The sequence below is a fragment of the Pauljensenia sp. C0170B5 genome (genome assembly GCF_056590195.1).
Map to the genome: position 1 here is coordinate 99,640 of NZ_JBWPVR010000003.1, position 24,312 is coordinate 123,951.

21 protein-coding genes and 1 tRNA gene are annotated in these 24,312 nt (G+C 59.1%); 5 read left to right on the forward strand and 17 right to left on the reverse strand.

Annotated elements, in window-relative coordinates; all coding sequences use genetic code 11:
- Positions 1-2: 2 nt before the first annotated feature.
- The 7 genes from AC1EJZ_RS05605 to pepN form a co-directional block, all read right to left on the reverse strand.
- Positions 3-527: a MerR family transcriptional regulator gene (locus AC1EJZ_RS05605; protein ID WP_058236911.1), complete on the reverse strand. Its 525-nt coding sequence runs from the start codon at positions 525-527 to the stop codon at positions 3-5.
- A 154-nt stretch (positions 528-681) separates the two neighbouring features.
- Entirely contained in the window at positions 682-1,449 is a 768-nt protein-coding gene (ftsR, locus tag AC1EJZ_RS05610) for a transcriptional regulator FtsR (protein WP_092648609.1), read from the reverse strand.
- On the reverse strand, positions 1,446-1,883 hold the full coding sequence (locus AC1EJZ_RS05615) for an FHA domain-containing protein (RefSeq protein WP_058236910.1): 438 nt from the start codon (positions 1,881-1,883) through the stop codon (positions 1,446-1,448). Before AC1EJZ_RS05615 ends, ftsR begins: the two co-directional genes overlap by 4 nt.
- A gap of 106 nt (positions 1,884-1,989) precedes the next feature.
- Positions 1,990-2,727 (reverse strand): DUF881 domain-containing protein, encoded by a 738-nt coding sequence (locus AC1EJZ_RS05620; protein ID WP_480294163.1) that lies wholly within the window; start codon positions 2,725-2,727, stop codon positions 1,990-1,992.
- A gap of 10 nt (positions 2,728-2,737) precedes the next feature.
- Positions 2,738-3,070, reverse strand: a complete 333-nt coding sequence (locus tag AC1EJZ_RS05625; RefSeq protein ID WP_058236748.1) for a small basic family protein — start codon at positions 3,068-3,070, stop codon at positions 2,738-2,740.
- A gap of 2 nt (positions 3,071-3,072) precedes the next feature.
- The gene (locus tag AC1EJZ_RS05630; RefSeq protein WP_480294164.1) at positions 3,073-3,885 is read right to left on the reverse strand and encodes a DUF881 domain-containing protein; all 813 of its coding nucleotides are present in this window, start codon (positions 3,883-3,885) and stop codon (positions 3,073-3,075) included.
- Positions 3,882-6,446, reverse strand: a complete 2,565-nt coding sequence (pepN, locus tag AC1EJZ_RS05635) for an aminopeptidase N (RefSeq protein WP_480294165.1) — start codon at positions 6,444-6,446, stop codon at positions 3,882-3,884. Before pepN ends, AC1EJZ_RS05630 begins: the two co-directional genes overlap by 4 nt.
- A 66-nt stretch (positions 6,447-6,512) precedes the next feature.
- On the opposite strand from pepN, the gene AC1EJZ_RS05640 reads away from it, so the two are divergent.
- The 3 genes from AC1EJZ_RS05640 to AC1EJZ_RS05650 all read left to right on the forward strand — a co-directional run bounded on the left by AC1EJZ_RS05640 (position 6,513) and on the right by AC1EJZ_RS05650 (position 10,548).
- Positions 6,513-8,075: a UDP-N-acetylmuramoyl-L-alanyl-D-glutamate--2,6-diaminopimelate ligase gene (locus AC1EJZ_RS05640; RefSeq protein WP_070727257.1), complete on the forward strand. Its 1,563-nt coding sequence runs from the start codon at positions 6,513-6,515 to the stop codon at positions 8,073-8,075.
- Positions 8,072-9,541, forward strand: coding sequence for a ribosome biogenesis GTPase Der (der, locus tag AC1EJZ_RS05645; RefSeq protein WP_058236744.1), 1,470 nt, complete (start codon positions 8,072-8,074; stop codon positions 9,539-9,541). The genes AC1EJZ_RS05640 and der overlap by 4 nt, the downstream gene beginning before the upstream one ends.
- A 131-nt stretch (positions 9,542-9,672) precedes the next feature.
- Positions 9,673-10,548, forward strand: a complete 876-nt coding sequence (locus AC1EJZ_RS05650; RefSeq protein ID WP_480294166.1) for a Cof-type HAD-IIB family hydrolase — start codon at positions 9,673-9,675, stop codon at positions 10,546-10,548.
- A gap of 3 nt (positions 10,549-10,551) precedes the next feature.
- Here the strand turns inward: AC1EJZ_RS05650 and AC1EJZ_RS05655 are convergent.
- Together AC1EJZ_RS05655 and AC1EJZ_RS05660 are read right to left on the reverse strand one after the other, a co-directional pair.
- A tRNA-Val gene (locus tag AC1EJZ_RS05655) sits at positions 10,552-10,625 on the reverse strand.
- 81 nt (positions 10,626-10,706) lie between these two features.
- Complete coding sequence (locus AC1EJZ_RS05660; protein WP_480294167.1) at positions 10,707-11,108, reverse strand: DUF3052 domain-containing protein; 402 nt, start codon at positions 11,106-11,108, stop codon at positions 10,707-10,709.
- Positions 11,109-11,409: 301 nt separating this feature from the next.
- On the opposite strand from AC1EJZ_RS05660, the gene aceE reads away from it, so the two are divergent.
- Positions 11,410-14,160: a pyruvate dehydrogenase (acetyl-transferring), homodimeric type gene (gene aceE, locus AC1EJZ_RS05665; RefSeq protein ID WP_480294169.1), complete on the forward strand. Its 2,751-nt coding sequence runs from the start codon at positions 11,410-11,412 to the stop codon at positions 14,158-14,160.
- A 91-nt stretch (positions 14,161-14,251) separates the two neighbouring features.
- Here the strand turns inward: aceE and aspA are convergent, their stop codons facing one another.
- The 5 genes from aspA to AC1EJZ_RS05690 all read right to left on the reverse strand — a co-directional run bounded on the left by aspA (position 14,252) and on the right by AC1EJZ_RS05690 (position 20,113).
- A complete protein-coding gene (gene aspA / locus AC1EJZ_RS05670) occupies positions 14,252-15,709 on the reverse strand; it encodes an aspartate ammonia-lyase (protein ID WP_227469364.1) in 1,458 nt (485 codons plus the stop codon).
- Positions 15,710-15,771: 62 nt separating this feature from the next.
- Positions 15,772-16,527 (reverse strand): succinate dehydrogenase/fumarate reductase iron-sulfur subunit, encoded by a 756-nt coding sequence (locus tag AC1EJZ_RS05675; RefSeq protein ID WP_480294170.1) that lies wholly within the window; start codon positions 16,525-16,527, stop codon positions 15,772-15,774.
- On the reverse strand, positions 16,524-19,238 hold the full coding sequence (locus AC1EJZ_RS05680; RefSeq protein WP_480294172.1) for a fumarate reductase/succinate dehydrogenase flavoprotein subunit: 2,715 nt from the start codon (positions 19,236-19,238) through the stop codon (positions 16,524-16,526). The genes AC1EJZ_RS05675 and AC1EJZ_RS05680 overlap by 4 nt, the downstream gene beginning before the upstream one ends.
- Before the next feature lie 53 nt (positions 19,239-19,291).
- Positions 19,292-19,609 carry an acyl carrier protein gene (locus AC1EJZ_RS05685; RefSeq protein ID WP_058236737.1) on the reverse strand — a complete coding sequence of 106 codons (318 nt, stop codon included), beginning with the start codon at positions 19,607-19,609 and terminating at the stop codon, positions 19,292-19,294.
- 3 nt (positions 19,610-19,612) lie between these two features.
- The gene (locus tag AC1EJZ_RS05690; protein ID WP_092648603.1) at positions 19,613-20,113 is read right to left on the reverse strand and encodes a DUF3145 domain-containing protein; all 501 of its coding nucleotides are present in this window, start codon (positions 20,111-20,113) and stop codon (positions 19,613-19,615) included.
- A gap of 267 nt (positions 20,114-20,380) precedes the next feature.
- Between AC1EJZ_RS05690 and AC1EJZ_RS05695 the strand changes: the two genes are divergently transcribed.
- Positions 20,381-21,082 carry a DUF981 family protein gene (locus tag AC1EJZ_RS05695; RefSeq protein WP_480294290.1) on the forward strand — a complete coding sequence of 234 codons (702 nt, stop codon included), beginning with the start codon at positions 20,381-20,383 and terminating at the stop codon, positions 21,080-21,082.
- On the opposite strand, the gene AC1EJZ_RS05700 is transcribed toward AC1EJZ_RS05695, so the two are convergent.
- From AC1EJZ_RS05700 to AC1EJZ_RS05710, 3 genes are read right to left on the reverse strand one after another with little or no spacing between them, the layout of a single operon-like run.
- Complete coding sequence (locus AC1EJZ_RS05700) at positions 21,069-21,932, reverse strand: class I SAM-dependent methyltransferase (protein WP_285014065.1); 864 nt, start codon at positions 21,930-21,932, stop codon at positions 21,069-21,071. The genes AC1EJZ_RS05695 and AC1EJZ_RS05700 overlap by 14 nt on opposite strands.
- Positions 21,933-21,935: 3 nt before the next feature.
- Complete coding sequence (gene def, locus AC1EJZ_RS05705) at positions 21,936-22,427, reverse strand: peptide deformylase (RefSeq protein WP_070727246.1); 492 nt, start codon at positions 22,425-22,427, stop codon at positions 21,936-21,938.
- Positions 22,427-24,202 carry a proline--tRNA ligase gene (locus AC1EJZ_RS05710; protein WP_480294291.1) on the reverse strand — a complete coding sequence of 592 codons (1,776 nt, stop codon included), beginning with the start codon at positions 24,200-24,202 and terminating at the stop codon, positions 22,427-22,429. Before AC1EJZ_RS05710 ends, def begins: the two co-directional genes overlap by 1 nt.
- Positions 24,203-24,312: the final 110 nt, after the last annotated feature.

Sequence of the window (24,312 nt, forward strand, 5' to 3'; positions counted from 1 at the left end):
ACTTAGGAAACGGAACGGTGCCTGCGGCGACGGCGTTCAGCTAGATCGTCAATAACCGTGTCATCTTCGTCGCGCCGCTCGACTGGCAGTTCAGCCAGGGAACCTTCAACTTCGCGCCACACTCGCCCCACTGCGATACCGAACACGCCCTGTCCGCCTTGGAGCAAGTCAATTACCTCATCGGATGAGGTGCATTCATACACGGATGCGCCGTCACTCATCAGCGTGATCGACGCGAGGTCATCGATTCCACGGTTACCGAGCTGCGTGACTGCCTGGCGGACTTGCTGGAGTGACACGCCGGCGTCAAGGAGCTTCTTGACGACTTTCAGGACGAGGATGTCGCGAAATGAGTACAAGCGCTGTGAACCGGATCCACGCGCAGCGCGCACCGAAGGCTGCAGCAACCCTGTGCGAGCCCAGTAGTCGAGCTGACGGTAGGTGATGCCGGCCGCGGAGCACGCAACCGGGCCGCGATAGCCGGTTTCGTCTTCGTTGAGGCCTTCAAGAGGGTCGCCGAAGAGCATGGCCTGTCGTGGTTGTGGGGCTACTGAATCAGCCGGATTCGCGCTCACGTATGCTCCTCGGACTCTTAGCCACTGAATGGGCTCACTGTGTGTACTCTCTAACGCTAATTCCCGAACGGTCGTCGGTCAACAATTCAAACGGCGAGCCTCAAGTTCAACTTGAAGGTGAGTCGCCGTTGAGCCTCGACAATGAAATTCGCAATAGTTCCCGGTGCAGGTCAGCGAGCTTCTCACCAAATTCCATTGAGCGTGCGTGTGCACGCTCACGATCGGTAGCGCGTTGCCGTGACAACTGCGAGGACACAACCTGATCAATCACATCCGCACTGCGCTCGGCACCTGTGCGCACAGATCGCAAGATCCTCGCATTCATGCCCTCAGCTTCAAGGGCCACCAGCAGGTGCACGACGTGAACCGTGCGAGATGGAAAATAGCCAGCAATGTCAGGGGCGATCAATCCGAGTGCAGTGTAACGTTCGAGAGTTTCGACAGTGGCGCCCGTCAGATCAGCCAAGTCACGCGTGGAAATCGTTGACTGGTTCGCAGGGACAACCACTTCCCCATCGGAAGCAACAATGCGTGCGCTCGGAGCAAGATCCACGTCATGGCCGGCGTCCAATGCCCGCAGCTCATCGCGAATGGCATTGAGGGGCGAATAGGAATCGCGCTGGCGGCGCAGGATATAGCGCAGTCGCTCACGGTCGGACTCGGAAAACTTTCGGTAACCCGCACTCGTACGGCTCGGACAGATGAGTCCCTGATCCTCCAGAAAACGAATCTTTGACACTGAGACGGTGGGGAACTCTTTTTGCAGAGCTTCTGTGACCTGGCCGATGGCCATTGTCGGCTCTGCACTCAAGCCACGTGGCCACTGTCCCTGTTGTGGATTCTCCTCGAGTGCGTATGCGTGGGCAGTGTTCATGCCTGCTGCGGGGACGGCTGGTAGGTCATGCGGTACTTGCCGATCTGGACTTCATCGCCTTCTTGCAGATGTGCCTCATCGACACGTTCACGATTGACATAAGTGCCGTTCAGGGAGCCTGAATCGCGGACAATGTAGCCACCGTCCTGTGCGATGAACTGGCAATGTTTGCGGGACACAGTCACGTCGTCAAGAAAAATGTCCGACTTGGGTGAGCGTCCGGCGTTAGTTGTGCCTGGATCGAGCAGGAAGCGCGCACCGGAGTTCGGGCCACGCTGAACGATGAGCAGTGCGGAACCGGCAGGAAGGGCCTCGACTGCCTCGCGGTCGCGAGCAGACAACGGCAGCGGTTGAGCAGTTTCCTCTTCTTCCTCCGAGCCTGGCAGGCCGAAGACCGAGGTTGCCGTCGGGTCAAAGTCACTGTGATCTTCCATCATTTCCCTCTTCCGCGAGTACACCGGAATTCAGATGCACCCCAGTGTACGCAAAAAAGGTACGCCGGCGCATTGCTGTTTCATTGATAACAATTATGTCACGCCTCTATTTTTCTGTCGCATATTGAGGGATCGGAGTAGGAGCAACTTCATCGATCACGACTTGCTGGGATTTGATGATCTCCACGTCCGCATTCTTGGAACGCATCTGCCAAGCCGCACCTGCAGAAATCTCCAGTGCAGTGGCAATCGTGTCCGAATCTCCAATCACTTTCCACTGGTAGGGCGAGTGGATCACCTGACCGTTCATGATGATGCCCACATCCGACATGGAAAACCAGGTCTGCGCGTTGGCACGGATACCGTTGATGCTCACAGCTTCAGCTCCGGCGTTGCGCAGTTCCCCAAGGGTTATGACGAACTGGACTGCATTGACACCTCCCTGCGGATCGGTAACGATCATGGTGAGGCCCTCGCCTTCAACAGGGACCGTTCCGGCATTGATACGTGCCTGCTCGACACTCTTGCGGGCCGCTTCGTCGGCAGCCTGCTGCTGGGAGACAGCATTCTCCAGGTCAGCCAGCTCAGACTCGAGCTCAGCCTTCTCGCCGCGCAGTGTTTCCTCGCGTCCAGACAGCTCATCGAGCAGCACCACCAGGTCTTGCTCGGTCATCTGGTCGAGCGGGTCGGCACGCTGGGCGCGCACCTGAGTTACCAATGCGATACCGAGCATCATGCAGATGACGACAAGAAGAATATGGATCGGCCTCGGACTGGCCAAAAGAGCCTCTCGCAGCCGTGAACCGCGCGATATCTGGGGTTTGTTCGCAGAATTACGTGCCATTGTCGTGCACCTACGCCTTGAAAATAAGACGACGGATGGACGCGGCGTTGGAGAAGATACGGATACCGAGAACGACGACGACAGCGGTCGTCATGGCGGATCCGACGCCGAGCTGCTGTCCTAGGAATACCAACAGACAGGCTACGAGGACATTCCAGAAGAACGACATGATGAAGACACGGTCGGAGAAGACACCTTCGAGCCACGCGCGCCCGGCGCCGAAAAGAGCGTCAAGCCCAGCGACAACGGCAACGGGAAGGAATGGCTGAATCCACACCGGGATCGTGGGATCGACCATGAATCCGATGACGATTCCTGCAATCAGTCCAAGGACAGCAATCATGTTTAGCCTCCAGCACCATCTCGAGTTTCAGCGTAGCGCGTCGAGCGTTGATCAACGCCCTGCATCTCAATGGAGTTTGCGGCCCGTGTCGTGACCTGTATACCTCGAGCTGACTGGGCGGTAGACAGATAATCACCGGTGCCGCCACGCACCAGTGCCACCGACAGATCCGACCCGTCTCCGATGGCATTGATGACGTAGGGAGACTGGATGGCCGTGGTGTTGACCAGGATCGTTGAACCTGCGGTGCGGATGAAGGTGCCCGACCCGATGCGAATGCCGTTGACGTCAATGGCTTCAGCTCCGCCCGCCCACATGGCATTGACCACCATTCGCAAGTCCTGATCGCGCACAACCGCCTGGGGCCGTTCAGTTTTGGAATCTGTGGCGTCGTTGAGGGTAACAGTCAGACCCGGTCCGTGCACGGAGTGAGCCGCGCTGGCCATCGCCACGCTTGCCTCCAGTTGCGGTGCAGATGTCGGGGCGATATCGGCAGCTGAGCGCATCGTGGAGGACAGGTCGGACACTTCCTGGCTGAGCGAGTCAACCTGCGTCTGGACGGTTTCGATGCGCGAGGTCAATGACTTTTGCACTGTCGTATCAGCGGGGGCGCGTAAGTATCGCACTGCGATTCCGGAGGCGATCCCCAGCGCGATCGCCATGATGATGACGAGGACGCGCATTGCCGGGCCGGATCGGCGGGCATTCGGATCGGCTGCGTATGCGTGGTAGGCAGCATCGAGCGGATTGCGAAGAAGCTGGTTGAGCTGCGACATCGATGCGGCAGGGTCCTTTCGGGGCGAGGCAGTGCTCATAGCGTCTCCTCCCAAAGTTCCTGGACGCGTTGAGCACGCTGAACGTCGTCAAAGTTCTCGATGACGAGCCGTCGCAGGGCAGCAGGTGCATCCGTATTGCCCTCCAGCCATTGTTCATATTCATTGACGAGGGTGGCTACCGCATCCGGATCATCGCAGTCGACGTGATGTGGAGCGCCAGCACGCACGAAGCGAATACCCATGCCGATGGAGTGGGTGGCCCAAAAATCAGCGAGGTGCGCGAAGAACTCACGGTCGAGCTCATCGCCCTCCCACGTGGACTCCGCCAGGCCGAAGAGGATCGCTGAGGTTTCCTCGTTGGAAATGCCCCCGGTGAGAACTCGTTTCCATGACTGTTCACGGATAGTGGCTGTGGGCAGAGCAGCCACAGCGCGAGCGTGGAAAATGGTAGTCTCCCCTGTGCGTTCGTCGTCCAGCCACTGGTCGAGGCGAGCGCGGTCGACATCGCCGCGCGCAGCAAGCGCGCGGCGTGCACGCCAGGCAAGTTCGGGACCGATTTCCAGTCCATGAATACTGTGCCGGCCCGCCACGGCTGTGATCGTGCTGGTCGCTGCAGGTGACAAGGGGCACCAGGGTGCTGAGCTGAGCAACGCTCCGAGCCACAGACGCTGGTGGTCCACGGTAGTGGTGTGTGAGAGGATATCGAGTGCAGTGGCGACGACCTGTTCGTGCAATGCTGCTCGTTGTGAGCGCGGGCAGTAATGCGCGATGGCGTACTGAACACTGGACAGCAGTCTGTCCACAACCGCGTCGTGATCTTCGGTGAGTGCCTGCGTGAGCACTGCGCGAACATAGCGGTCTGCGCGCATGAGCCCATCGCGCACCATATTCCATAGGTTCGCCCACACAACGGCGCGCGTGAGCGGATCAGGGCAGGTTCCGATGTAAGCCAATGCCGTGTCCGCGCTGTGCGCATCAAACCTGCAGATCGCATACGTTAGATCGTGGTCGTTCAACACGATCAAATCGCATTCCTCGCGTGAAAGTGTGTCGTCTGTGATGCGGATACGGGCGGCCTCAGTATGCAGGCTATAGGTGTGGGTGCGCCTCAGGGCTCCCTCGTCAATCGCCCACGTGGATACCTCAAGTGTGTGTGGACGAACGAGGCCGTTCTGGACCAGGTCGAAGCGGGAAAGACGGCCCGAATGGTCGAATTGCACGTCGATGGAGAGCCTGGATGGGCCGCTGGTTTCCAGCCATAGCCTGCTCCACTCAGTCAGATCCTTCCCGGACGTTTCTTCCAGGGCTTTCAGAAGGTCGGTCAGCTTCGTCGCACCGTTGGCGTGGCGGGTGAAGTAGAGTCGTGCACCGGCAAAAAACGCGTCCTCACCAAGGGTGACGAAGAGTTGTTTGAGGACGGCTGCACCCTTGGCGTAGGTGATGCCGTCGAAGTTGTTCTTTGCTGCCTCCACGTCCGGGATATCTGCAGCGATGGGGTGGGTGGTTGGATACTGGTCCTGCTCGTAGGCCCAGGCTTTGCGGCCAATCGCGAATGACGTCCACTCCCCTGTGTAGGCGGTGGCGTGAGCAGCCGTGTTGGTGCCCTGGTGGTCAGCAAAGGATTCTTTGAGCCACAGGTCATCCCACCATGCGGGCGTGACGAGATCACCGAACCACATGTGGCACATTTCGTGAAGGATCGTGTTGGCGCGGTGCTGACGCTGCGCGAATGTGGGGGTGTCGCGCGACAGGAGATGTTCGTTGAACGTGACGCACCCGGGATTCTCCATTGCGCCAAGGTTGTATTCAGGCACGAATACCTGATCGTAGGATCCCCACGGAAATGTCACACCGTAGTGCTGATGATAAAAGTTGAGGCCCTGTCGGGTGACAGTCAGAATATCGTCGTCGTCCATGAAAGGCGCGAGGGCGGCGCGACACATCAGACGCAGCGGGATCGCGACATGTGTGCCGTCGCCGGCTCCACCTTCCCAGGTACCGCCGTCAACTACGGCCCACTGGCCTGCAACAACTGCGGTGATGTAGGAGGACAGAGGTGGTGTGGTGGAAAAGTCGTGCCGAATGAAGGTGCCGGCATCCGTCGGTGTGTCGATGCCGTTGGACGTGACAGTCCATTCTTTCGGCGCGAGGACGTGGAAGGTCCAGCGCGGCTTGATATCGGGCTGATCCATACACGGCCAGGCCCTGCGCGCATCGGTGGGCTCAAACTGTGTGTACAGGTAGATGCGGTGATCTTCAGGATCGAGATAGCGGTGGAGCCCCTCCCCTGTGCGTGAAAAGCTGCAGTGGGCGCGCACGGTGAGCGTGATCGGACGTGATATTGGAAGGTCATCAAGGTCAAGGCGAGATCCGTCATGGTGGAACGCATGCGGAGCGTCATCGACCAGAACCTCGTCCACCGTTCCCACCACGTCAACAAATGTTGAGGGACGGTTGAGCGTCATTGTGAACACAGAGGTGACAGGATAATGTGTCTCGTCAAGATCACCTGCACGCGTCAGATCCACCGTCACGTCAATGTGGGACACTGAGACTGTCTGAGCACGCTGACGTGCCTGGGATCGCGTGAGGTTAAACATGTCTCGATTGTAAGAGCGCGCGCGAGTTGAGGCATTGGGGCGCGCCCGAGTAGTAAAGTGTGCGCCATGACTACCATTAATGAACTGCGTCCTCGCACATCAGCGATTACTTTTCGTGAACTGGTCCGCGACCTCGATGTTCATCAATGGGTGAATGAAGACAAGGCCAACTGTCCCGTCACTGGCGTGACGGTCTCTTCCAGCGACATTGATGCCGGATGGGTGTTCGTGGCAATCCCCGGATACTCCCACCACGGCGCCGAATTTGCCGCAGGTGCGCTTGAGGCTGGCGCGGCCGGCGTCATCACTGATGAGAAAGGTGCGCGGATCCTGCGTGACAGTGGCGCGAGCGTCCCTATTGCAGTTGTCGACGACCCTCGCCAGGCGGCAGCGTTCGTATCTGCACGAGTGGTCGGAAACCCCGATCAGTCACTGACGACCGCAGCAGTGACCGGCACAAACGGAAAGACCACCACAACCTATCTGGTCAGCGCCGCGTTGGGCGCCATACACGATGTTCCTGCGCTGTGCGGCACCGTGGAAACCCGCATCGGTGACATGACGATCTTGGCGACGCGCACCACGAACGAGGCACCGGTCCTGCATCGCTTTCTTGCCTGCGCACAGCAACAAGGCGCTGACAATGCGGTCATCGAAGTGTCCTCTCATGCATTGAGCTTGAATCGTGTTGACGGCATTGTCTTTGACGTCGCCATTTTTACGAATCTGCAGCACGATCACCTGGACTTCTATCACGACATGGAGCACTACTTCCAGGCCAAAGCATCCCTGTTCACGCCCGAGCATGCCCTGCGTGGAATCGTGTGCGTGGACGATGAATGGGGCCAGCGACTGGCACGTGAGGCCACGATCCCGATCACGACTGTTGCGGCCTTGAGCTCGCAACAGGCAGACTGGCACGTCAGTGATATTCATCCGGATCCGCAGACCGCACAAACCGTTTTCTCCCTGACCGATCCGGCGGGGCACACCCACCAGGTTCACAGCCCGGTACTCGGAGAAGTGAACGTGCAAAACTGCGCTGTGGCAATCGCAGCGGCGACGGCAGTGGGTGCGGATCCAGATCAGGCGGTCACTGCCCTCGAGCGGGCACCGCAGGTTCCCGGGCGTATGGAGAAAATCAATCCGGACTGTGACGATCAGCCGCTCGTGATCGTTGATTACGCGCACACCCCCGAAGCTCTGGAATGGATTCTCAAGGATGCGCGCGAACTGGCTGGCGGCCGCGTCGTCCTGGTCTTTGGCACGGACGGTGACCGGGATGCCTCCAAACGCATACCGCTGGCTGAAGTTGCGGCGAGACACGCGGACGTGTTGTGGGTGACAGATGAGAACCCCCGAACCGAGGACGCGGCGGCAATTCGCGCCGAGCTGATGGAGGGAATCCGCAACGTGCGTCCCGACCTGACCAACGTCACGGAGGTTACAACGTGCCGCCGGGATGCGGTACGGTGCGCGATTCAGGACGCCAGTGCGAATGACATCGTCCTGATCACCGGGAAGGGTGCCGAGTGGTATCAGGAGATAGATCATGTCTATCACCGATACAATGACGTGCCGGTTGCACGCGAAGTGCTGGAATACAGTGAACCCCGCAAGCGAGGATGACAAACGTGAGCGAAGAGCAGGATATTGACACAGGTGAAGCCCGCGCACGCTCGATGCGGTCGTCACTGGACAACTATGAGCTCAGTGAATCCGACTTGCAGATCCTTGACGATCACGAGGGCGACCTGCCCTCCAGCACTGAGATGGACGGCTTACCGGTCCTTGCTGTGATCGGGCGACCCAACGTCGGCAAGTCCACGCTGGTGAACCGCATCCTGGGGCGCCGCGAAGCGGTTGTGCAGGATACGCCGGGTGTCACGCGTGACCGTGTCACCTACCAGGCAGAATGGGCTGGTCGCGAATTCCTCGTCGTTGACACGGGCGGCTGGGAAGTCGACGTGCGCGGACTGGATCGCAATGTGGCCGACCAGGCCGAGGTGGCGATCGACCTGTCAGATGCAGTGCTGCTGGTGGTCGACGCGACGGTGGGAATTACCACCACTGATGAACGTATCGTGGAGTTGCTGCGCCGCAGCGGCAAGCCGGTCATTCTGGCGGCTAACAAGGTGGATTCCGCCATGCAGGAAGCAGACGCTGCCTACCTGTGGGGTTTGGGTATGGGCGAACCATACGCCATCTCCGCTCTGCACGGTCGAGGCACGGGTGACCTGCTGGATCGAGTGCTGGCAGTTCTCCCTGAGCGCTCGGCACGAGCCGGTCAACCACGCGATCCCAACATTCGCCGCGTGGCTCTGGTGGGACGACCGAACGTCGGCAAGTCCTCACTGCTCAATGCACTCGTTGGACATGAGCGCGTCGTCGTAGACTCAACAGCTGGCACTACGCGTGACCCGGTCGATGAGATCGTCACTTTGGGCGACCGCCAGTGGCAATTTGTGGATACGGCCGGTGTGCGCCGCAAAATGCACCGAACAACGGGAGCTGATTTCTACGCGTCGATCAGAACACAGGCTGCGATTGAAAAAGCCGAGGTCGCCCTCGTCCTTTTTGATGCCTCGGAAGTATTGACCGAGCAGGACGTGCGCGTCGTGCAGCAGGTTGTTGATGCCGGGCGGGCACTCGTGATCGTCAACAACAAGTGGGACCTGGTGGACGAGGAACGCCAAAAGGAACTCAAATCTGAACTCGAACGCGAACTCGTGCAGGTCGCGTGGGCGCCGCGCATCAATATTTCGGCGGCAACGACGTGGCATACGAACAGAATCGTGCAGGCGTTGGATACGGCCCTGGCCGGGTGGGAAACACGAATTTCGACAGGTAAGCTGAACGCTTTTCTGGGGCAGCTTGTGGCCGCACACCCGCATCCGCTGCGCGGTGGCAAACAGCCCAGGATCCTGTTCGGAACGCAGGTGTCATCCGCTCCCCCACGCTTCGTGCTCTTCACGACCGGTTTCCTCGACCCCGGATATCGCCGATTCATTGAGAGGCGTCTGCGTGAGGACTTCGGTTTCGCCGGCTCCCCCGTTCAGATATCTGTGCGCGTGCGGGAGCGGCGCAGGAAATAGTCCTGACTGTTGTTTTCGGCATGTATGGCATCTATCTGTCGATCTGCTATGTGCAGCGTCGTCACGCAACGCGCATGAAGGAGTGAATTGACGAGGGTGACCCGTGCGGGAGGCCGGTCGATGATACAGTCATGACCGGACAAGAACGGAGAGCCGACGTGAACGATACGCCCATGATGACACTGCCCGATGGGCCAATTGACATTCGACTGATCGCCAGCGACATGGACGGGACGCTGCTGGATGGCAACTCGAATCTACCGGACGAGTTCTGGCCGCTCATGCATGAACTGGCTGTACGTGACATTGCGTTCGTGCCCGCGTCAGGCCGTCAGCTCGCCACCCTCGACACCATGTTTTCCGGCACAGACGCCGGTCACTCCTACATTGCTGAAAATGGCTCCATCGTCACGTTCCACGGGCAGGTTGTGTCGACCACTTGCATCGACATGCCGACAGTCAATGAAATGATCGATGTGACGCGGCGTGTGAGCTCTGACGGAAGCTACAACCTCGGTCTGGTCGTGTGCGGGCAGAACAGCGCGTATGTTGAACGCACAGATGCCGAGTTTTACGCTGAGGCCCACAAATACTATGCACAACTGGAAGTCGTCGACGACTTGAAGCAGGCCGCGGCGCACGATAACGTCCTGAAACTCGCAACGTATGACTTCACGGATATTTCTGCCTTCGTTGATGATCAGGTTCCCCACTTGCGTCAATCGCATCAGGTGGCAGAATCTTCGCACCACTGGGTCGATATGATGAATCCTGTGGCGAATAAAGGACGAGGGTTGACTGCCCTGCAGGAATCGCTGGGGATCGGTCCGGAGCACACGGTTGTGTTTGGCGACTTCCTGAACGACCTGGAGCTCTTCGACCATGCCGACTATTCGTACGCGATGGCTAACGCTCATCCGGATGTGACAGCACGAGCCCGATACCGCGCGCCGTCAAATATTGATCACGGTGTCATGACTGTGGTACGCGCGCTACTGGCGCTTTAACGGTGGGCCCGGCCGGTCTCGAACCGACGACCTCTGCGGTGTAAACGCAGCGCTCTGGCCAACTGAGCTACAGGCCCGACACGTGCCACTGACGTGGCACGAGGGATACTTTAACGCACACAGGTACGCAGACGCACTTGAGACGTGCGTGAGATGTCTTACCGGTGTGCGCGCGGACGAGCCGTGACGCAGATTCCGGTCCACGTGTCCCCCATTGAGAACGCGGACGTCGAATGCAGACCTGCCACACTGGCTGCTTCGGCAATGTCCGCCACGGGCACAGTGTTCGGATCAGAAGGCTTGGGGAAAAGAACCCAGATCATGCCGCCGTCGTCAAGGTTTGACGCAACATCGACCAGAACGTCACCGAGGTCTTCCTCTTCAGCGTCGTCAGCGCGCCACCATACCAGTGCGCCGTCGACAACGTCGCCATATTCGACATCGACCAGTTCGTGACCAGTCTCGCGTGCAACCGCATCGCGAACAGCTTCATCGCTGTCATCGTCTACGTAGAATTCCTGGACAACCTGATTTTGGGTGAATCCGAGGCTGATCGCCACGTTGTGTAACCACCTTCCACACGCGAACCCGCTGGGCTCGTGAACTATCTAACGGCACTATAGTAGAGCAGATCTGCATCTGGGAAGAATATTTGCGCCGAAAGTCGCCGCCGATGTGGCTTGACGGGGCCTGCGAGTACGGGCGGAAGGTGTCACCCTCGTCAATGAATCAAAATTGAGGCGATTCTCATGGGTCTTAAGCCCTAAAGAAGTCGCAAATCTGGGACTTTCGGGTGAGAATAGAACCACCAGGACATTGGCGACCTACAGGTCTGTCAGCACGAGATAAAAAGGGGTATCTGTGAGCACAAACCAAAAGCATCCCGTCATCAACGGATTGCTCAGTCAAATTCCGGACAACGATCCTGACGAAACCCAGGAATGGATCGACTCGCTCACCAGCCTGATCGATGAAAAAGGCGGACCTCGCGCACGCTACATCCTGCTGCACATGATGGACGAGGCTCGCAAACGCGATGTGCAGCTGCCTCAGGAATACACCACGCCCTACGTCAACACGATCCCCGTTGACCAGGAACCCTACTTCCCCGGCGATGAAGCGATGGAGCGTCAGTACCGCCGCTGGATCAGGTGGAATGCCGCCGTTCAGGTCACGCGCGCTCAGCGCCCCGGTGTCGGAGTAGGCGGCCACATCTCCTCTTACGCATCAGTCGCTACCCTGTACGAAGTGGGTCTCAACCACTTCTTCCGCGGCAAAGACCACCCGGGCGGCGGCGACCACATCTTCTTCCAGGGACACGCCTCCCCCGGCCCTTACGCACGCGCATTCCTCGAAGGCCGCCTGACCGAAGAAGAGATGGACGGATTCCGTCAGCAGGTCAGTGTGGACGGCGGACTACCTTCCTACCCCCACCCACGCCAAATGCCCAACTTTTGGGAATACCCCACCGTGTCACTGGGACTGGGGCCTGCCGAGGCAATCTACCAGGCGTGGTTTGACCGCTACCTGCAGTTGCGCGGCATCAAGGACACTTCTCAGCAGCACACCTGGGCATTCCTGGGTGACGGCGAAATGGACGAGCCGGAAGCGCGCGGCATGCTGCAGCTTGCCGCACAGCAGGGCCTGGATAACCTCACCTTCGTCGTCAACGCCAACTTGCAGCGCCTCGACGGGCCTGTACGTGGCAATGGCAAGATCATTCAGGAACTCGAAGCCTTCTTCAAGGGCGCCGGCTGGAACGTCATCAAGGTGATCTGGGGACGCGGCTGGGATCAGTTGCTGGCAGCAGATAAGGACAATGCCCTGGTTCACCTGATGGATGAGACCCTCGACGGTGACTACCAGACGTTCAAGGCCAAAGATGGTGCATACGTTCGTGAACACTTCTTCGGACGTGATCCGCGAACCAAGGCGCTCGTGAAGGACTGGACCGATGAGCAGATCTGGGCTCTGGGCCGAGGTGGCCATGACTACCGCAAGGTGTACGCCGCCTACAAGGCTGCGATGGAGCACACCGGACAGCCTACCGTCATCCTGGCGCACACCATTAAGGGATACGCGCTCGGCACGCATTTTGCAGGACGCAACTCGACGCACCAGATGAAGAAACTGACTCTGGAGGATGCGAAGGCGCTGCGTGACCGTCTGCAGATCCCGATCAGCGACGAGGAGCTGGAGAAGGATCCGTACAAGCCGCCGTATTACATGCCACCGGCAGACGATCCGGCGTTGCTGTACATGAAGGAGCGTCGGGAGAAGCTGGGCGGATACCTGCCTGAGCGTCGTGCCCATGACGATGCACACCTGCCTGAACCTGCGATGAAGCCGTTCGAGGCTTTGTCGAAGGGCTCAGGAAAACTCGAAGTGGCCACGACAATGGCACTGGTCCGACTGCTCAAAGACCTGCTTCGTGATAAGAATATTGGTCGGCACATCGTGCCGATCATTCCCGATGAGGCACGCACGTTCGGTCTGGACGCTATCTTCCCGTCAGCCAGGATCTTCAACACGCACGGTCAGAATTACACTGCCGTGGACGCGGACATGATGCTGTCCTACAAGGAATCCGAACAGGGGCAGGTGATGCACACCGGTATTACCGAGGCTGGATCTGCGGCTGCCTTGCAGGTCGTGGGCACCTCGTATGCGACGCACAACCTGCCGATGATTCCGTTCTACATCTTCTACTCGATGTTCGGTTTCCAGCGCACCGGCGACCAGTTCTGGGCTGCTGCCGACCAGCTGACTCGTGGCTTCGTCGTGGGCGCGACAGCTGGACGTACCACCCTGACCGGCGAGGGTCTTCAGCATTTGGACGGCCAGTCCCCGATCCTGGGTGCAGCCAACCACGGTTTCGTGCTGTACGACCCCGCCTACGCCTACGAAATCCGCTACATCATGTGGGATGGCATTAAGCGCATGTTCTGCGAGCACGATCCCTCGGATACGCGTGACCCGAATGTCTTGTATTACCTGACGGTGTACAACGAGCCGATTCATCAGCCGGCAGAACCTGAAAATGTGGACGTGGACGGCATTATCAAGGGCATCTACAAGGTTGATGACCATACAGGGCAGGGCCCGAAGGCTCAGCTTTTGGCATCAGGTGTGGCGGTGCCGTGGGCACGTGAGGCCCGCAAGCTCCTGGCCGAGGACTGGGGCGTGGACGCCGCCGTGTGGTCGGTGACGTCATGGAACGAACTGCGTCGCGATGGCGTGGAAGCTGACGAGCACAACTTCCTGCATCCGAATGAGGATCCGCGCTACGCCTACCTGACAACCAAGTTGTCCGGCTCTGAAGGCCCCTTCATTGGCACGTCCGATTACGATGCCCTGATCATTGATCAGATCCGTCCGTGGGTTCCCGGCTACCTGTACACGTTGGGCGCAGACGGCTTCGGCATCTCCGACACGCGCCGCGCAGCACGACGCTACTTCCACATCGATGCAGAATCAATGGTGGTGCGCACGCTGCAGGCACTGGCCGATCAAAACCAGGTTGACCGCGCAGTCGTCGAACAGGCCATCGAGAAGTACCAGCTGCACAATGTGCGCATCGGTGCCGATGAGGCTGCAGCTTCAGACGAATAAGGTGTGAACGCAGACGTGGAGACGCCCTCATCGCTACTCAGTGAGAGTGACGAGGGCGTCTTCGTGTGTCTGCAATTGGCAGAATTACGCGCTAGTGCTTACTTGACGCCTGCTTGGGGGTTTCAGGATCATCGCTGATCTTGGCGCCACGATACTGCGGGTTCGCCAGGTTCTCCGGAGACAGGATCTCATCGACCTGTTCCTGAGACAGGAAGCCCATCTCAACGATCAGATCACCGACGTTCTTGTTTTCTGCCGCTGCTCGTTTACCCACCACGTCACCGGCGTGATGCCCGATGACATCGTTGAAGTAGGTGACGATACCGATCGAATTCATCACCATGTTTCGGCAGTTTTCTTCGTTGACGGTGATACCGTCCACACACTTTTCACGCAGCGTGTCACATGCGTGGGTGAGCAACGTGGCCGATTCAAACATGCACTGGGCGATCACCGGTTCCATGACGTTGAGCTGAAGCTGGCCGGCCTCGGCTGCCATCGTGACCGTCACATCGTTGCCGATGACTTTGAAGCAGACTTGGTTGACCACCTCGGGTATCACCGGGTTGACCTTCGCGGGCATGATTGAGGATCCGGCAGCCCTTTGCGGAAGGTTGATCTCGTTCAAGCCGGCTCGCGGACCCGATGAGAGGAGACGCAGGTCGTTGCAGATCTTCGACAGCTTGCCAGCGGTGCGCTTCATCGTGGCATGCATGGAGATATACGCCCCGGCATCCGATGTCGCTTCGATCAAGTCTTCGGAGGCTGTCACGTCCAGGCCCGTGATCTCACGCAGATGAGCGACCACTGCCTTCTGGTAGCCCGGAGGCGTATTGAGCCCAGTGCCAATCGCAGTGGCGCCCAGGTTGGTTTCCAGAAGCAGGTTGGCTACGTTGACCAGACGTGGGTCCTCTTCACGCAAAGTCACGCCGAACGCGGTCATCTCCTGACCAATCGTCATGGGGACGGCATCCTGCAACTGTGTGCGCCCCATAGTGAGGACATGCTGATAGCGGGCACCGAGGCGCTCAAACGCGTCGGCCAGATCATTCACGGCGTGCCGCAGCTGGTCGACCTTCTCGTAGGCGGCCAGTCGAAAAGCTGTGGGATACGTGTCGTTGGTGGACTGGGAGTGGTTGACATCGTCGTTGGGATTAATCAGATCATAGCGCCCTCGCTCCTGACCGGTCATCTCGAGAGCGAGATTGGCGATCACCTCGTTGGCGTTCATATTCACCGATGTGCCCGCACCACCCTGGAACTGGTCAATCGGGAACTGGTCGAGGCACGCGCCCTCGTCGATGATGGCATCGCAGGCCTGCACAATTGCATCTGCCGTGGCGGGCTTGAGCACTCGCAAATCCTTATTCGCCAGCGCGGCAGCTTTCTTGACCTGAGCGAATGCCCGAATCAGCTCAGGCACTTCATTGATCGTCCTACCGGAAATCTGGTAGTTTTCCTGCGCGCGCAAGGAGTGGATGCCCCAGTAGGCTTCCTGCGGAACGTCGCGACTTCCCAAAAGATCTTCTTCGGACCGATTTCCCACAATATCCTCCGTTCATGTCAGCCCATCGTCGGGCATCTCATCTCAATGTCTATAGTAGTGGTGCTTTAGCGAGGCTGAGGCCACCTCGACCATAATGCCCTGAGACGTTCATGTGAGGCAACGGCAACAACGTCGAAAGGAATATTCGCAGGACACACTCTGATGCATTCGCCGTAGCCAGAACACGAGCCAAAGTACTGATCCATCGCCTCATTCATGCGCCGGGCACGCTCTGCCCGCTCCAACCCCGGAATGTTCAACGCTGCCAGGTGACCCATCCGTGCACCCGCATACAACGCGGCTGAGCCGTTCGGACACGCCGCAACACACGCGCCGCAGCCGATACACGCGGCCAGGTCAAGTGCACCTTCGGCATCTTGATGACGAATCGGAATCGCGTCCGCGTCAGGAGCCAGACCGGTATCAACGGAAGCAAATCCTCCCGCCATCGTGATCCGGTCGAGGACACTGCGATCTACCACAAGGTCACGGATCACTGGAAAGGCGCCCGATCGCAACGGTTCCAGGCACACATGCGTACCATCGGCATGAGCGCCGACCCTCTGCATGCAAGCCGGCAGATTCTCACTGAATCCGTGGGGCCTTCCATCAACTTGAATGCCGCATGCACCGCAGATTCCTTCGCGGCAATCCGAATCAAACGCAACCGGCTCGACGCCGCGGGAACTCAGGTTGCGATTGAGGTGATCGAGGAGCTCCAGAATCGACATGCGTTCATCGCACCCGTCCAGTTCGTAGGAGTGGAATGTTCCGACAGCTTCCGGGGCTTTCTGCCGCCACACGTCGACGATCAGTTTCATTGGTAGTTCCTCGTTGCCAGGGGGACGGTAGTAAACGTCAGCTCTTCGGCGTGGTGAGTGCAGGTAATTGCCAAGGGAGCTGCGCCATCTGTCTCCAGGTCATGCCACCCGTCAGTGGTCCAGGCGGATACGTTCATCCACTGGTCGTCGCGGCGCTGCGCCTCCCCCTGCTCCGTCTGGTATTCACTTCTGAAGTGCGCGCCGCAGGATTCCTCGCGATGCCACGCGTCCACACACATGAGTGTGGCCATCTGAATGCTGTCCTGAAGCCTGGCAGCTGCAACCAAGTCGGTGTTGAAGTGTCCTGTCTCGCCACTGACACGCAGGTCGGCACCCATGTGCTGTTGGAGTGCGTCGATGTCGCTGAGCGCAGCCTCCAGGCTCTCCTTACTGCGCACAACGCCGCACCCCTGGTACATGATATCGCCCAACTTGCGGGCAAAAGTGTCCGTCGGAGTAGCTCCATCGATGTCGAGCAGGCCCTGCAGTCGCGATTCGACCCTCTCACGGGCAGCGATCACGCGGAAATCATCGACGGAGAGCAACTCCTGGCCTAAAATGCCTGCCAAATAGTCGGGTACTGTGCGCGGGATTGTGAAAGCACCATCGACGCAGGCGGCAAGCAAGGAATTGGCTCCCAGACGGTTGGCCCCGTGGTAGGCCGCGTTCGCCTCGCCGGCTGCAAACAGTCCCGGGATGGTGGTCATGAGGCGGAAGTCGACCCACAAGCCACCCATTGTGAAATGCGCGCCGGGAGCGATGCGCATGGGGCGAGTGTAGGGGTCCTCCCCTGTTGCATCGAGGTACATGTCAAGGAGGTTGCCGTAGCGCTCAGCGATGACGCGTCGGCCCACCCGCTCCAGTGCGTCCCTAAAATCCAGGTACACGCTGTTTCGTTCGGGACCGACCCCATGCCCCGATTCGATCTGCTCGCGCGCAGCACGAGAGGCAATGTCGCGAGGCGTGAGGTTTCCAAACGCGGGGTACTTGCGCTCCAGGTAGTAGTCGCGTTCCTCTTCGGGAATGGCGTTCGGGTCTCGGTCATCGCCAGGGCTCCGTGGCACCCAGATGCGTCCGTCGTTACGCAGAGATTCGCTCATGAGCGTGGTCTTGGATTGCCACGGGAATGAGACAGGTAATGCGGTGGGGTGGAACTGGATCATGCTCGGTGAAGCGAGGGCGGCGCCGGCACGGTGAGCTCGCCATATGCCTGTTGTCGAGCAGTTCTTTGCCAGCGTCGAATAGTAGTAGACGTTGCCGTATCCGCCTGTGGCAATCACAACTGCGTGTGCGGGATGGAAGCGGGTGCGTCCGGTGATCATGTCACGCGTGATCACACCGGCGGCCCGGCCGTCAGCAACGACGACGTCGAGCATTTCGTGGCGCACCCATAACGTCACGCGGCCTGCAGCCACCTGACGCATGAGGGACGAGGACGCTGCCACCTGAAGTTGCTGGCCCGTCTGCCCTCGCGAGTAGTACGTTCGCGAAACCTGCACGCCGCCAAATGATCGTGTGGATAACGATCCGCCATATTCTCGGGCGAACGGCACACCCAGCGCGTTCATGTGGTCGATGACGCGCGCCGATTCAATACCCAGTCTCCATACTTCGGACTCTCTGGCGCGGAAATCACCGCCCTTAATCGTGTCGGTGACGAACCGCTGCACGCTGTCCGAGTCGACTCGTCGTGCCCGCGCCGCATTGATACCGCCTTGAGCTGCCACTGAATGGGAGCGTCGCGGCGTATCCAGAGTTGTGATCGCATCTACCCCAAAGCCCAGTTCAGCCAGAGCCGCTGCGGCACTGGCGCCCGCCAGACCGGTCCCCACAACAACCACCCTGAATGTACGCCTGTTCCCGGGTGAGACGAGGCGCGCGTGGGAGACAAATTCGTCCCACATGCGTTCGGGTTCGACTTCAGGTTCATGGGCGTCAACAGGGGCGCCCTCGTCAATGCGCAGATGCGTGCGTCCGGCAGCGAGCGGAAGTGCGAGGGCGGCGCTGATCGCTCCCATGTGCGAAGCGGCGATGACGGTGAGGTCTCCGATCACAACTGCCAAAGCGATCGCATAGCCAGCGATGCGCACAACGGTGCCGATACGTGGTGAGCGCCCACCGAGATCCTGCCAGGCTCGCTCAATGCCGTGGCTGAGGTGAAGGCCTATCGCAATAAGGGCGATGACATATGCCGCGAACATGACAGGCCTGCTCATCGATGCCACCACATTGGCAGCGGCGTAGAAACGTGAGTCGGGATGGCGGAAAGCGGCCGATTCGACCACTGTGCCAATGGTGAGGTCAAGGATATGGATCACGATAAAGGCAATGAGGACAAGTCCGGTCGGAAGCATGAGCTTTGCAGCCCAGCCGCGATGCTTCAGCCTGCGCACACCGGGCGTGTGGGTCAACGCGCCGCGGCGCCACAAGATGAGTGCGCCACAGATATGCAGCAGAACACACGACAGTAAGATCACGCGCAGGATCCACAAAACGGACCCATACGGAAGAGCCGGTTCACCGATCGTGCGCAGCCACTGCGCATAGTGATCCATCTGAGCAGGATCGGTCAGGATCTTGACGTTGCCGACCATGTGGATGAAGACGAACGCCGCCATGATCAGGCCTGTGATTGCCATGACGACTTTGCACACCCATGTTGGAATCGTGACGCGCCGCGCGGTGGGCGTCAACGTGCCGTTGATCGTCATGTCCGATCCTCCTCATATCCAGCCTATCGGGTTCGGGAGGGCTCGTGTGCGGTTCAGGACGTCGAGCGAGCTAGGTTGAGCAGGTCCTCGACCGTTGTGAGTGCATCCACGTCCCGGTCGATCAAGGTGATGCCGAGTTCGTGCTCGATTTGGCTGATCACAGAGTAGCGTCCGAGGGTGTCCAGGTCGAGGTCACCTTCGAGTGTCAGGTCTGCGCGCATCCGGTCTGGTTCGATGGAGGTTTCTTCCAGCAGTGCGTTCATGACGGCTTCACCGACCGTATCGTTGTCCTCCTGATCGCTCTGAGGCGGTTCGTCCATGTCGAGGAGTTCGGTCAAGTCGATGCCAAGCTGGTCGCCGATCGATCCCATGTCTTACCCCACGCGGTTGAGCCAGCGCACCGGAGCTCCGGCACCGGCATAGCGGAATGGTTCGAGCTCATCATCCCACGCCTGTCCGAGCGCAAGATTGAGTTTGTCGATCATCTCTGTCGGGGAATGTGATTCGTCGAGGGCTGCGCGAATCCTTCCTTCCGGCACGACAACGTTGCCTGCCGTGTCCATTTGGGCGTGGAAGATGCCCAGTGACGGCGTGTGAGACCAGCGGCCACCGTCAGTGGTCGCGGTGGCTTCCTCGGTGACTTCGTATCGCAGGTGTTCCCAGCCGCGAAGTGCCGACGCGAGGCGGGCGCCTGACCCGGTCTGGCCTATCCATGAGAATTCGGAGCGTACCATCCCGGGTGCAGCATCCTGATCAGTCCACTGCAGGTGCACTTCCTGTCCGAGCGCTGTTCCAACGGCCCACTCGATGTGTGGACACAGCGCTGGCGGAGTTGAGTGCACGAAAAGTACACCACGGGTGTAAGACCTACTCATCGTGACCTCCATTTCGCGTGAGAATCGTCTTCCCCTACGTTCTCAACCGGAAACAGACACGCTGATTCGTGGCGTTACACCCATTATGACGCGTCTACGCCGACTATTCCAGTGCCACGCCGTGAAAGCCTGTTAGCATCGTAGTGTCCCCACTGCGCAGACGGCGCGGCTCCATTTTGTGTGGAGACATGGGTCGAGGAAAGAAAAGAATAGATGGACGACTTTTTCAGAGGTGTCGAAAGCCCCGGCATGATCGATTGGCCGAGCATGCCGACCTACAACACGCTAATGGCAGTCGCAGCCGGTGCAGCGCTCATCGGGCTTGCGATGTTCTTCAGGGAAGTTCGCTCGAACTCCGGCAAGACTGCCGTGCGGGTCGACGGATACGCCATGGCGTTCGGTGCTCTTGGCTTGATCTTGACAACCACCGGCTTCCACATGACGACGACGTGGCCGCTGGCCGCTGGCGGTTTCGCCTACGACAATGTGATCTTCGGTGAAACCTGCCTGGGCTTTGGATCACTCTTGCTGTTCGCGTGCTTCTATCTCTGGAAGCAGCGTGACCACATTGCCCGTTCACAGAAGGCTCTGAGCGAACTGCTCCACGCCGCAAAGCCGCTGTCGATTTTCGCCGGCGGACTGGGATTGGGACTGTGGGGCATCGCCTTCGCCGGCGTGATGTACCGACTCTTCACCGCTCCCCCGCAGGAGCCCATTTCCGGTTGGTTTGCACAGTGGCCGTGGTTCGAAGCGATCTTCATGTCACTGTTCTTCTTTGTCATCGGTTTGGGCTGCGTCCTGTTCCCAATCGGCGTGTTCCGCGCTGATAAAGAAGGCACATCTGAATCGCGTGGAGGCGGCATTCTTAACGCTGTCATGTGGCTGTGGCTGGCATGCGGCGTTGCAATCGGCCTATTCGGATGCCTGAACTTCTACACGCACATCGGTCTGATCGTCAACACGATGTGAGATCTGCAGTTGCCACGATTCTGAATGACAGAGGAAGGGCACATGTCGGTGCGGATTCCGGTAGCTTCCAGCTGCTGGGTCCGCACCGTTTCATATCGGGCGACATCGGGAAGAATAACTCATCAATCTCGTCAAGGCGTTTAACAAAGACGCCCTCGTCACTGAGCGCATTGACAATCTGCCCAAGTGAGTGGTTCCACTCCACCGTCGCGTTCTTGCCTGGGGTCACAGAAGAGCCTGCGTAGTCGGCTTCGCTTGAGTCGTCGTCCCATGTGATTCCCTCACGGGTTTCAAAGTACGGGAAATGAAGTTCGAGGGCGTCACATTGCACCGGGTCCTTCAATGTTCCCACAAGAGGGTGCACGTCACGTACAACCAGCGTGCCGCCTGGTTTCAGCAAGGAAGCGACAACATGAGCCCACCGGCGTATGTCAGGCACCCATGCAAGGGCACCCTCCGAGGTGTACACAATGTCGAAGCGTTCCTCTACCGCCTCATGGGCAGACAAAACATCCGAGCACACGTAGTCGATGTGGAGGCCTGCTCGGTCGGCAATGCCGCGTGCAATCTCCAGGGATTCTTCGGAAAAATCAAGGCCAACCAGACGGTGCGCCCCCAAGCGTGCCAGTCCCACAGTGTCGGTGCCGATATGGCATTGAAGGTGGATGACGTCGCCGCCCTCGATGCCAGCGCCCTCCAGGTACGGTCGATCCAAGCGTATCGCCTCAGGAATCTTCGCGCGATCGTTCACCAGAGTGTCAACGTCGTAAAACGGTGACTGAGCGTGACGTGATGCCTGCTCCTGCCAGAAGGCGTGATTGAGGCAGAGTGCGTCACCGTGCTCACGCATCAGCTACAGACCCATCTTGCGGATCGCGCGCATCGCTTCCTTACGGTTCTTGCGGTCAAGGCGATCAATGTAAATCTTGCCGTCCAGGTGGTCGCATTCGTGTTGAATACACCGACCCATCAGCTCCTCGCCTTCGACGACAACCGGCTTGCCATCCAGGTCAATCCCCTCGGCACGGGCATACCAGGCACGCTCAGTTGGGAAGAACAAGTCAGGAACTGACAGACAACCCTCATCGCCATCCTGATATTCGTCCTTGGACAACTCGACGATCCGGGGGTTCAGGATGTAGCCCACTTCCCCATCGATGTTCCACGAGAACGCACGCAGACCAACGCCGATCTGGTTGGCCGCGAGACCCGCACGCCCCTCCATATCAACGCCCTCAAGCAAATCTTCGACCAGCATCTTCACGTGGTCATCAATCGTCGTGATCTCCTCACACGGCGTACGCAGGATGGGATCTCCGATTATGCGAATGTCACGAATTGCCATTATTGCCCCTGATTCATTAGGTCTTGATGAAGTTCACTGACACGCATGAGCGCTTCGTCCACGGGAACTTCATGGCGCTCACCTGTCGCTCTCGTACGGATTTCCACGACACCGTCAGTCAGGCCACGCCCAACGACGAGGGTGATCGGAATGCCGATCAACTCACTGTCAGCAAACTTGACACCTGCCGACATCTTCGGACGGTCATCGTAGAGCACATCGAGACCTGCAGCATCCAACTGAGTGGCCAAATCGCGCGCCGTCGTGAAGATCTCCTCGCCCTTGCCCGTGGCGAGGACATGAACATCGAAGGGTGCGATGTGTGCGGGCCATGACAAGCCCTTCTCATCGCTGGTCGATTCAGCCAAGGCCGCCATCACGCGAGACACGCCGATACCGTAGGAGCCCATCGTGACGATGCGGGATTTGCCGTTCTCATCCAGAACGGTCAGGCCCAACGCCTCGGCGTACTTGCGTCCCAACTGGAAAATATGGCCGATTTCGATGCCGCGTTCCAGGTGCAACGGACCGGAGCCGTCAGGTGCGGGGTCGCCCTCGCGTACCTCGGCCGCTTCGATCCAGCCATCTGCAGTAAAGTCACGCCCCTTGACAAGGCCAAAGACGTGCCGTTCGACCTCATTGGCGCCTGTGATCCACGAGGTGCCATCCACGATGCGCGGATCGAGCAGGTAGCGCACAGGGTGTTCAATGCCCCGTGCATTGGGGCCCAGGACGTCAGGGCCGATGTAACCGGCGACCAGCTCCGGATGCTGCGCCAGATCCTCGCCGGTCGCGATCTCTACGCGCGCCGGTGAAACAGCGGCCTCTAGGCGCTTCATATCGACTTCTCGGTCACCTGGCACACCGATCACCACGACTTCACGCGTGTCGTCAGGATGCGTCAACGCCACTACCACGTTCTTCAATGTGTCGGATGCTTCCCACAGGCGATCCTCACGCGGATGCTCGTCGTTCGCGAACGTCACGAGCGCGTCGATCGTCGTGGAATCCGGCGTCGGATAGACAACTGCCTGGCGCTGACCTTCGATTGGCAGCGGGTCCGGTGCCGGTGTCTTGACAGCTTCCGCGTTGGCCGCATACCCACCTGCAGAGCGCACAAATGTATCTTCGCCAATCGTGCACGGATGCAGGAACTCTTCAGAGCGTGATCCGCCCATTGCGCCGGACATTGCCGAACAGATGACGTATTCAAGGTCCAGACGTTTGAAGATCGCTTCGTATGCCGAACGTTCCAGGTCGTAGGAGGCATCCAGCCCGTCATCGTCAAGGTCGAAAGAGTACGCATCTTTCATGATAAATTCGCGTCCGCGGATCAGACCGGCGCGAGGACGAGCCTCGTCACGGTACTTGGTCTGAATCTGGTACAGCGTGACGGGAAGATCTTTGTACGAGGAGTACATATCCTTGACCAGCAGGGTAAACATCTCTTCGTGAGTGGGGGCAAGCAGATAGTCCCCCTCTTTGCGGTCACGCAGCTTGAAGAGCGTAGGGCCGTATTCCTCCCAGCGGTGGGACTGCTTGTACGGGTCGGCTGGAAGCAGAGCTGGGAACAGCACTTCCTGCGCACCGATCCTGTCCATTTCCTCACGCACAACCTGCTCCACCTTGCGCACCACTCGCAGGCCCAACGGGAGCCACGTGTAGATACCGGGTGCGGCACGTCGAATGTAACCAGCGCGCACCAGGAGCTTATGAGAGGTGACTTCCGCGTCGGCGGGATCTTCACGCAACGTGCGGACAAAGAAAGATGACATAGTTTTCAGCACGTCTTCCAGATTAGTTCACCACTGCGCTTCCTGTCAGATCCTGTCCCTGAGATGTCGGAATCCACGCGAGGCGACCAGCAGCGCGAGACAATAGAACC

Excerpts from the sequence above, each read along its gene's own strand:
- AC1EJZ_RS05605 (WP_058236911.1), bottom strand. The coding sequence starts at position 527 with ATGCTCTTCGGCGACCCTCTTGAAGGCCTCAACGAAGACGAAACCGGC.
- ftsR (WP_092648609.1), bottom strand. The coding sequence starts at position 1,449 with ATGAACACTGCCCACGCATACGCACTCGAGGAGAATCCACAACAGGGA.
- AC1EJZ_RS05615 (WP_058236910.1), bottom strand. The coding sequence starts at position 1,883 with ATGGAAGATCACAGTGACTTTGACCCGACGGCAACCTCGGTCTTCGGC.
- AC1EJZ_RS05620 (WP_480294163.1), bottom strand. The coding sequence starts at position 2,727 with ATGGCACGTAATTCTGCGAACAAACCCCAGATATCGCGCGGTTCACGG.
- AC1EJZ_RS05625 (WP_058236748.1), bottom strand. The coding sequence starts at position 3,070 with ATGATTGCTGTCCTTGGACTGATTGCAGGAATCGTCATCGGATTCATG.
- AC1EJZ_RS05630 (WP_480294164.1), bottom strand. The coding sequence starts at position 3,885 with ATGAGCACTGCCTCGCCCCGAAAGGACCCTGCCGCATCGATGTCGCAG.
- pepN (WP_480294165.1), bottom strand. The coding sequence starts at position 6,446 with ATGTTTAACCTCACGCGATCCCAGGCACGTCAGCGTGCTCAGACAGTC.
- AC1EJZ_RS05640 (WP_070727257.1), top strand. The coding sequence starts at position 6,513 with ATGACTACCATTAATGAACTGCGTCCTCGCACATCAGCGATTACTTTT.
- der (WP_058236744.1), top strand. The coding sequence starts at position 8,072 with ATGACAAACGTGAGCGAAGAGCAGGATATTGACACAGGTGAAGCCCGC.
- AC1EJZ_RS05650 (WP_480294166.1), top strand. The coding sequence starts at position 9,673 with ATGACCGGACAAGAACGGAGAGCCGACGTGAACGATACGCCCATGATG.
- AC1EJZ_RS05675 (WP_480294170.1), bottom strand. The coding sequence starts at position 16,527 with ATGAAACTGATCGTCGACGTGTGGCGGCAGAAAGCCCCGGAAGCTGTC.
- AC1EJZ_RS05680 (WP_480294172.1), bottom strand. The coding sequence starts at position 19,238 with ATGACGATCAACGGCACGTTGACGCCCACCGCGCGGCGCGTCACGATT.
- AC1EJZ_RS05685 (WP_058236737.1), bottom strand. The coding sequence starts at position 19,609 with ATGGGATCGATCGGCGACCAGCTTGGCATCGACTTGACCGAACTCCTC.
- AC1EJZ_RS05690 (WP_092648603.1), bottom strand. The coding sequence starts at position 20,113 with ATGAGTAGGTCTTACACCCGTGGTGTACTTTTCGTGCACTCAACTCCG.
- AC1EJZ_RS05695 (WP_480294290.1), top strand. The coding sequence starts at position 20,381 with ATGCCGACCTACAACACGCTAATGGCAGTCGCAGCCGGTGCAGCGCTC.
- AC1EJZ_RS05700 (WP_285014065.1), bottom strand. The coding sequence starts at position 21,932 with ATGCGTGAGCACGGTGACGCACTCTGCCTCAATCACGCCTTCTGGCAG.
- def (WP_070727246.1), bottom strand. The coding sequence starts at position 22,427 with ATGGCAATTCGTGACATTCGCATAATCGGAGATCCCATCCTGCGTACG.
- AC1EJZ_RS05710 (WP_480294291.1), bottom strand. The coding sequence starts at position 24,202 with ATGTCATCTTTCTTTGTCCGCACGTTGCGTGAAGATCCCGCCGACGCG.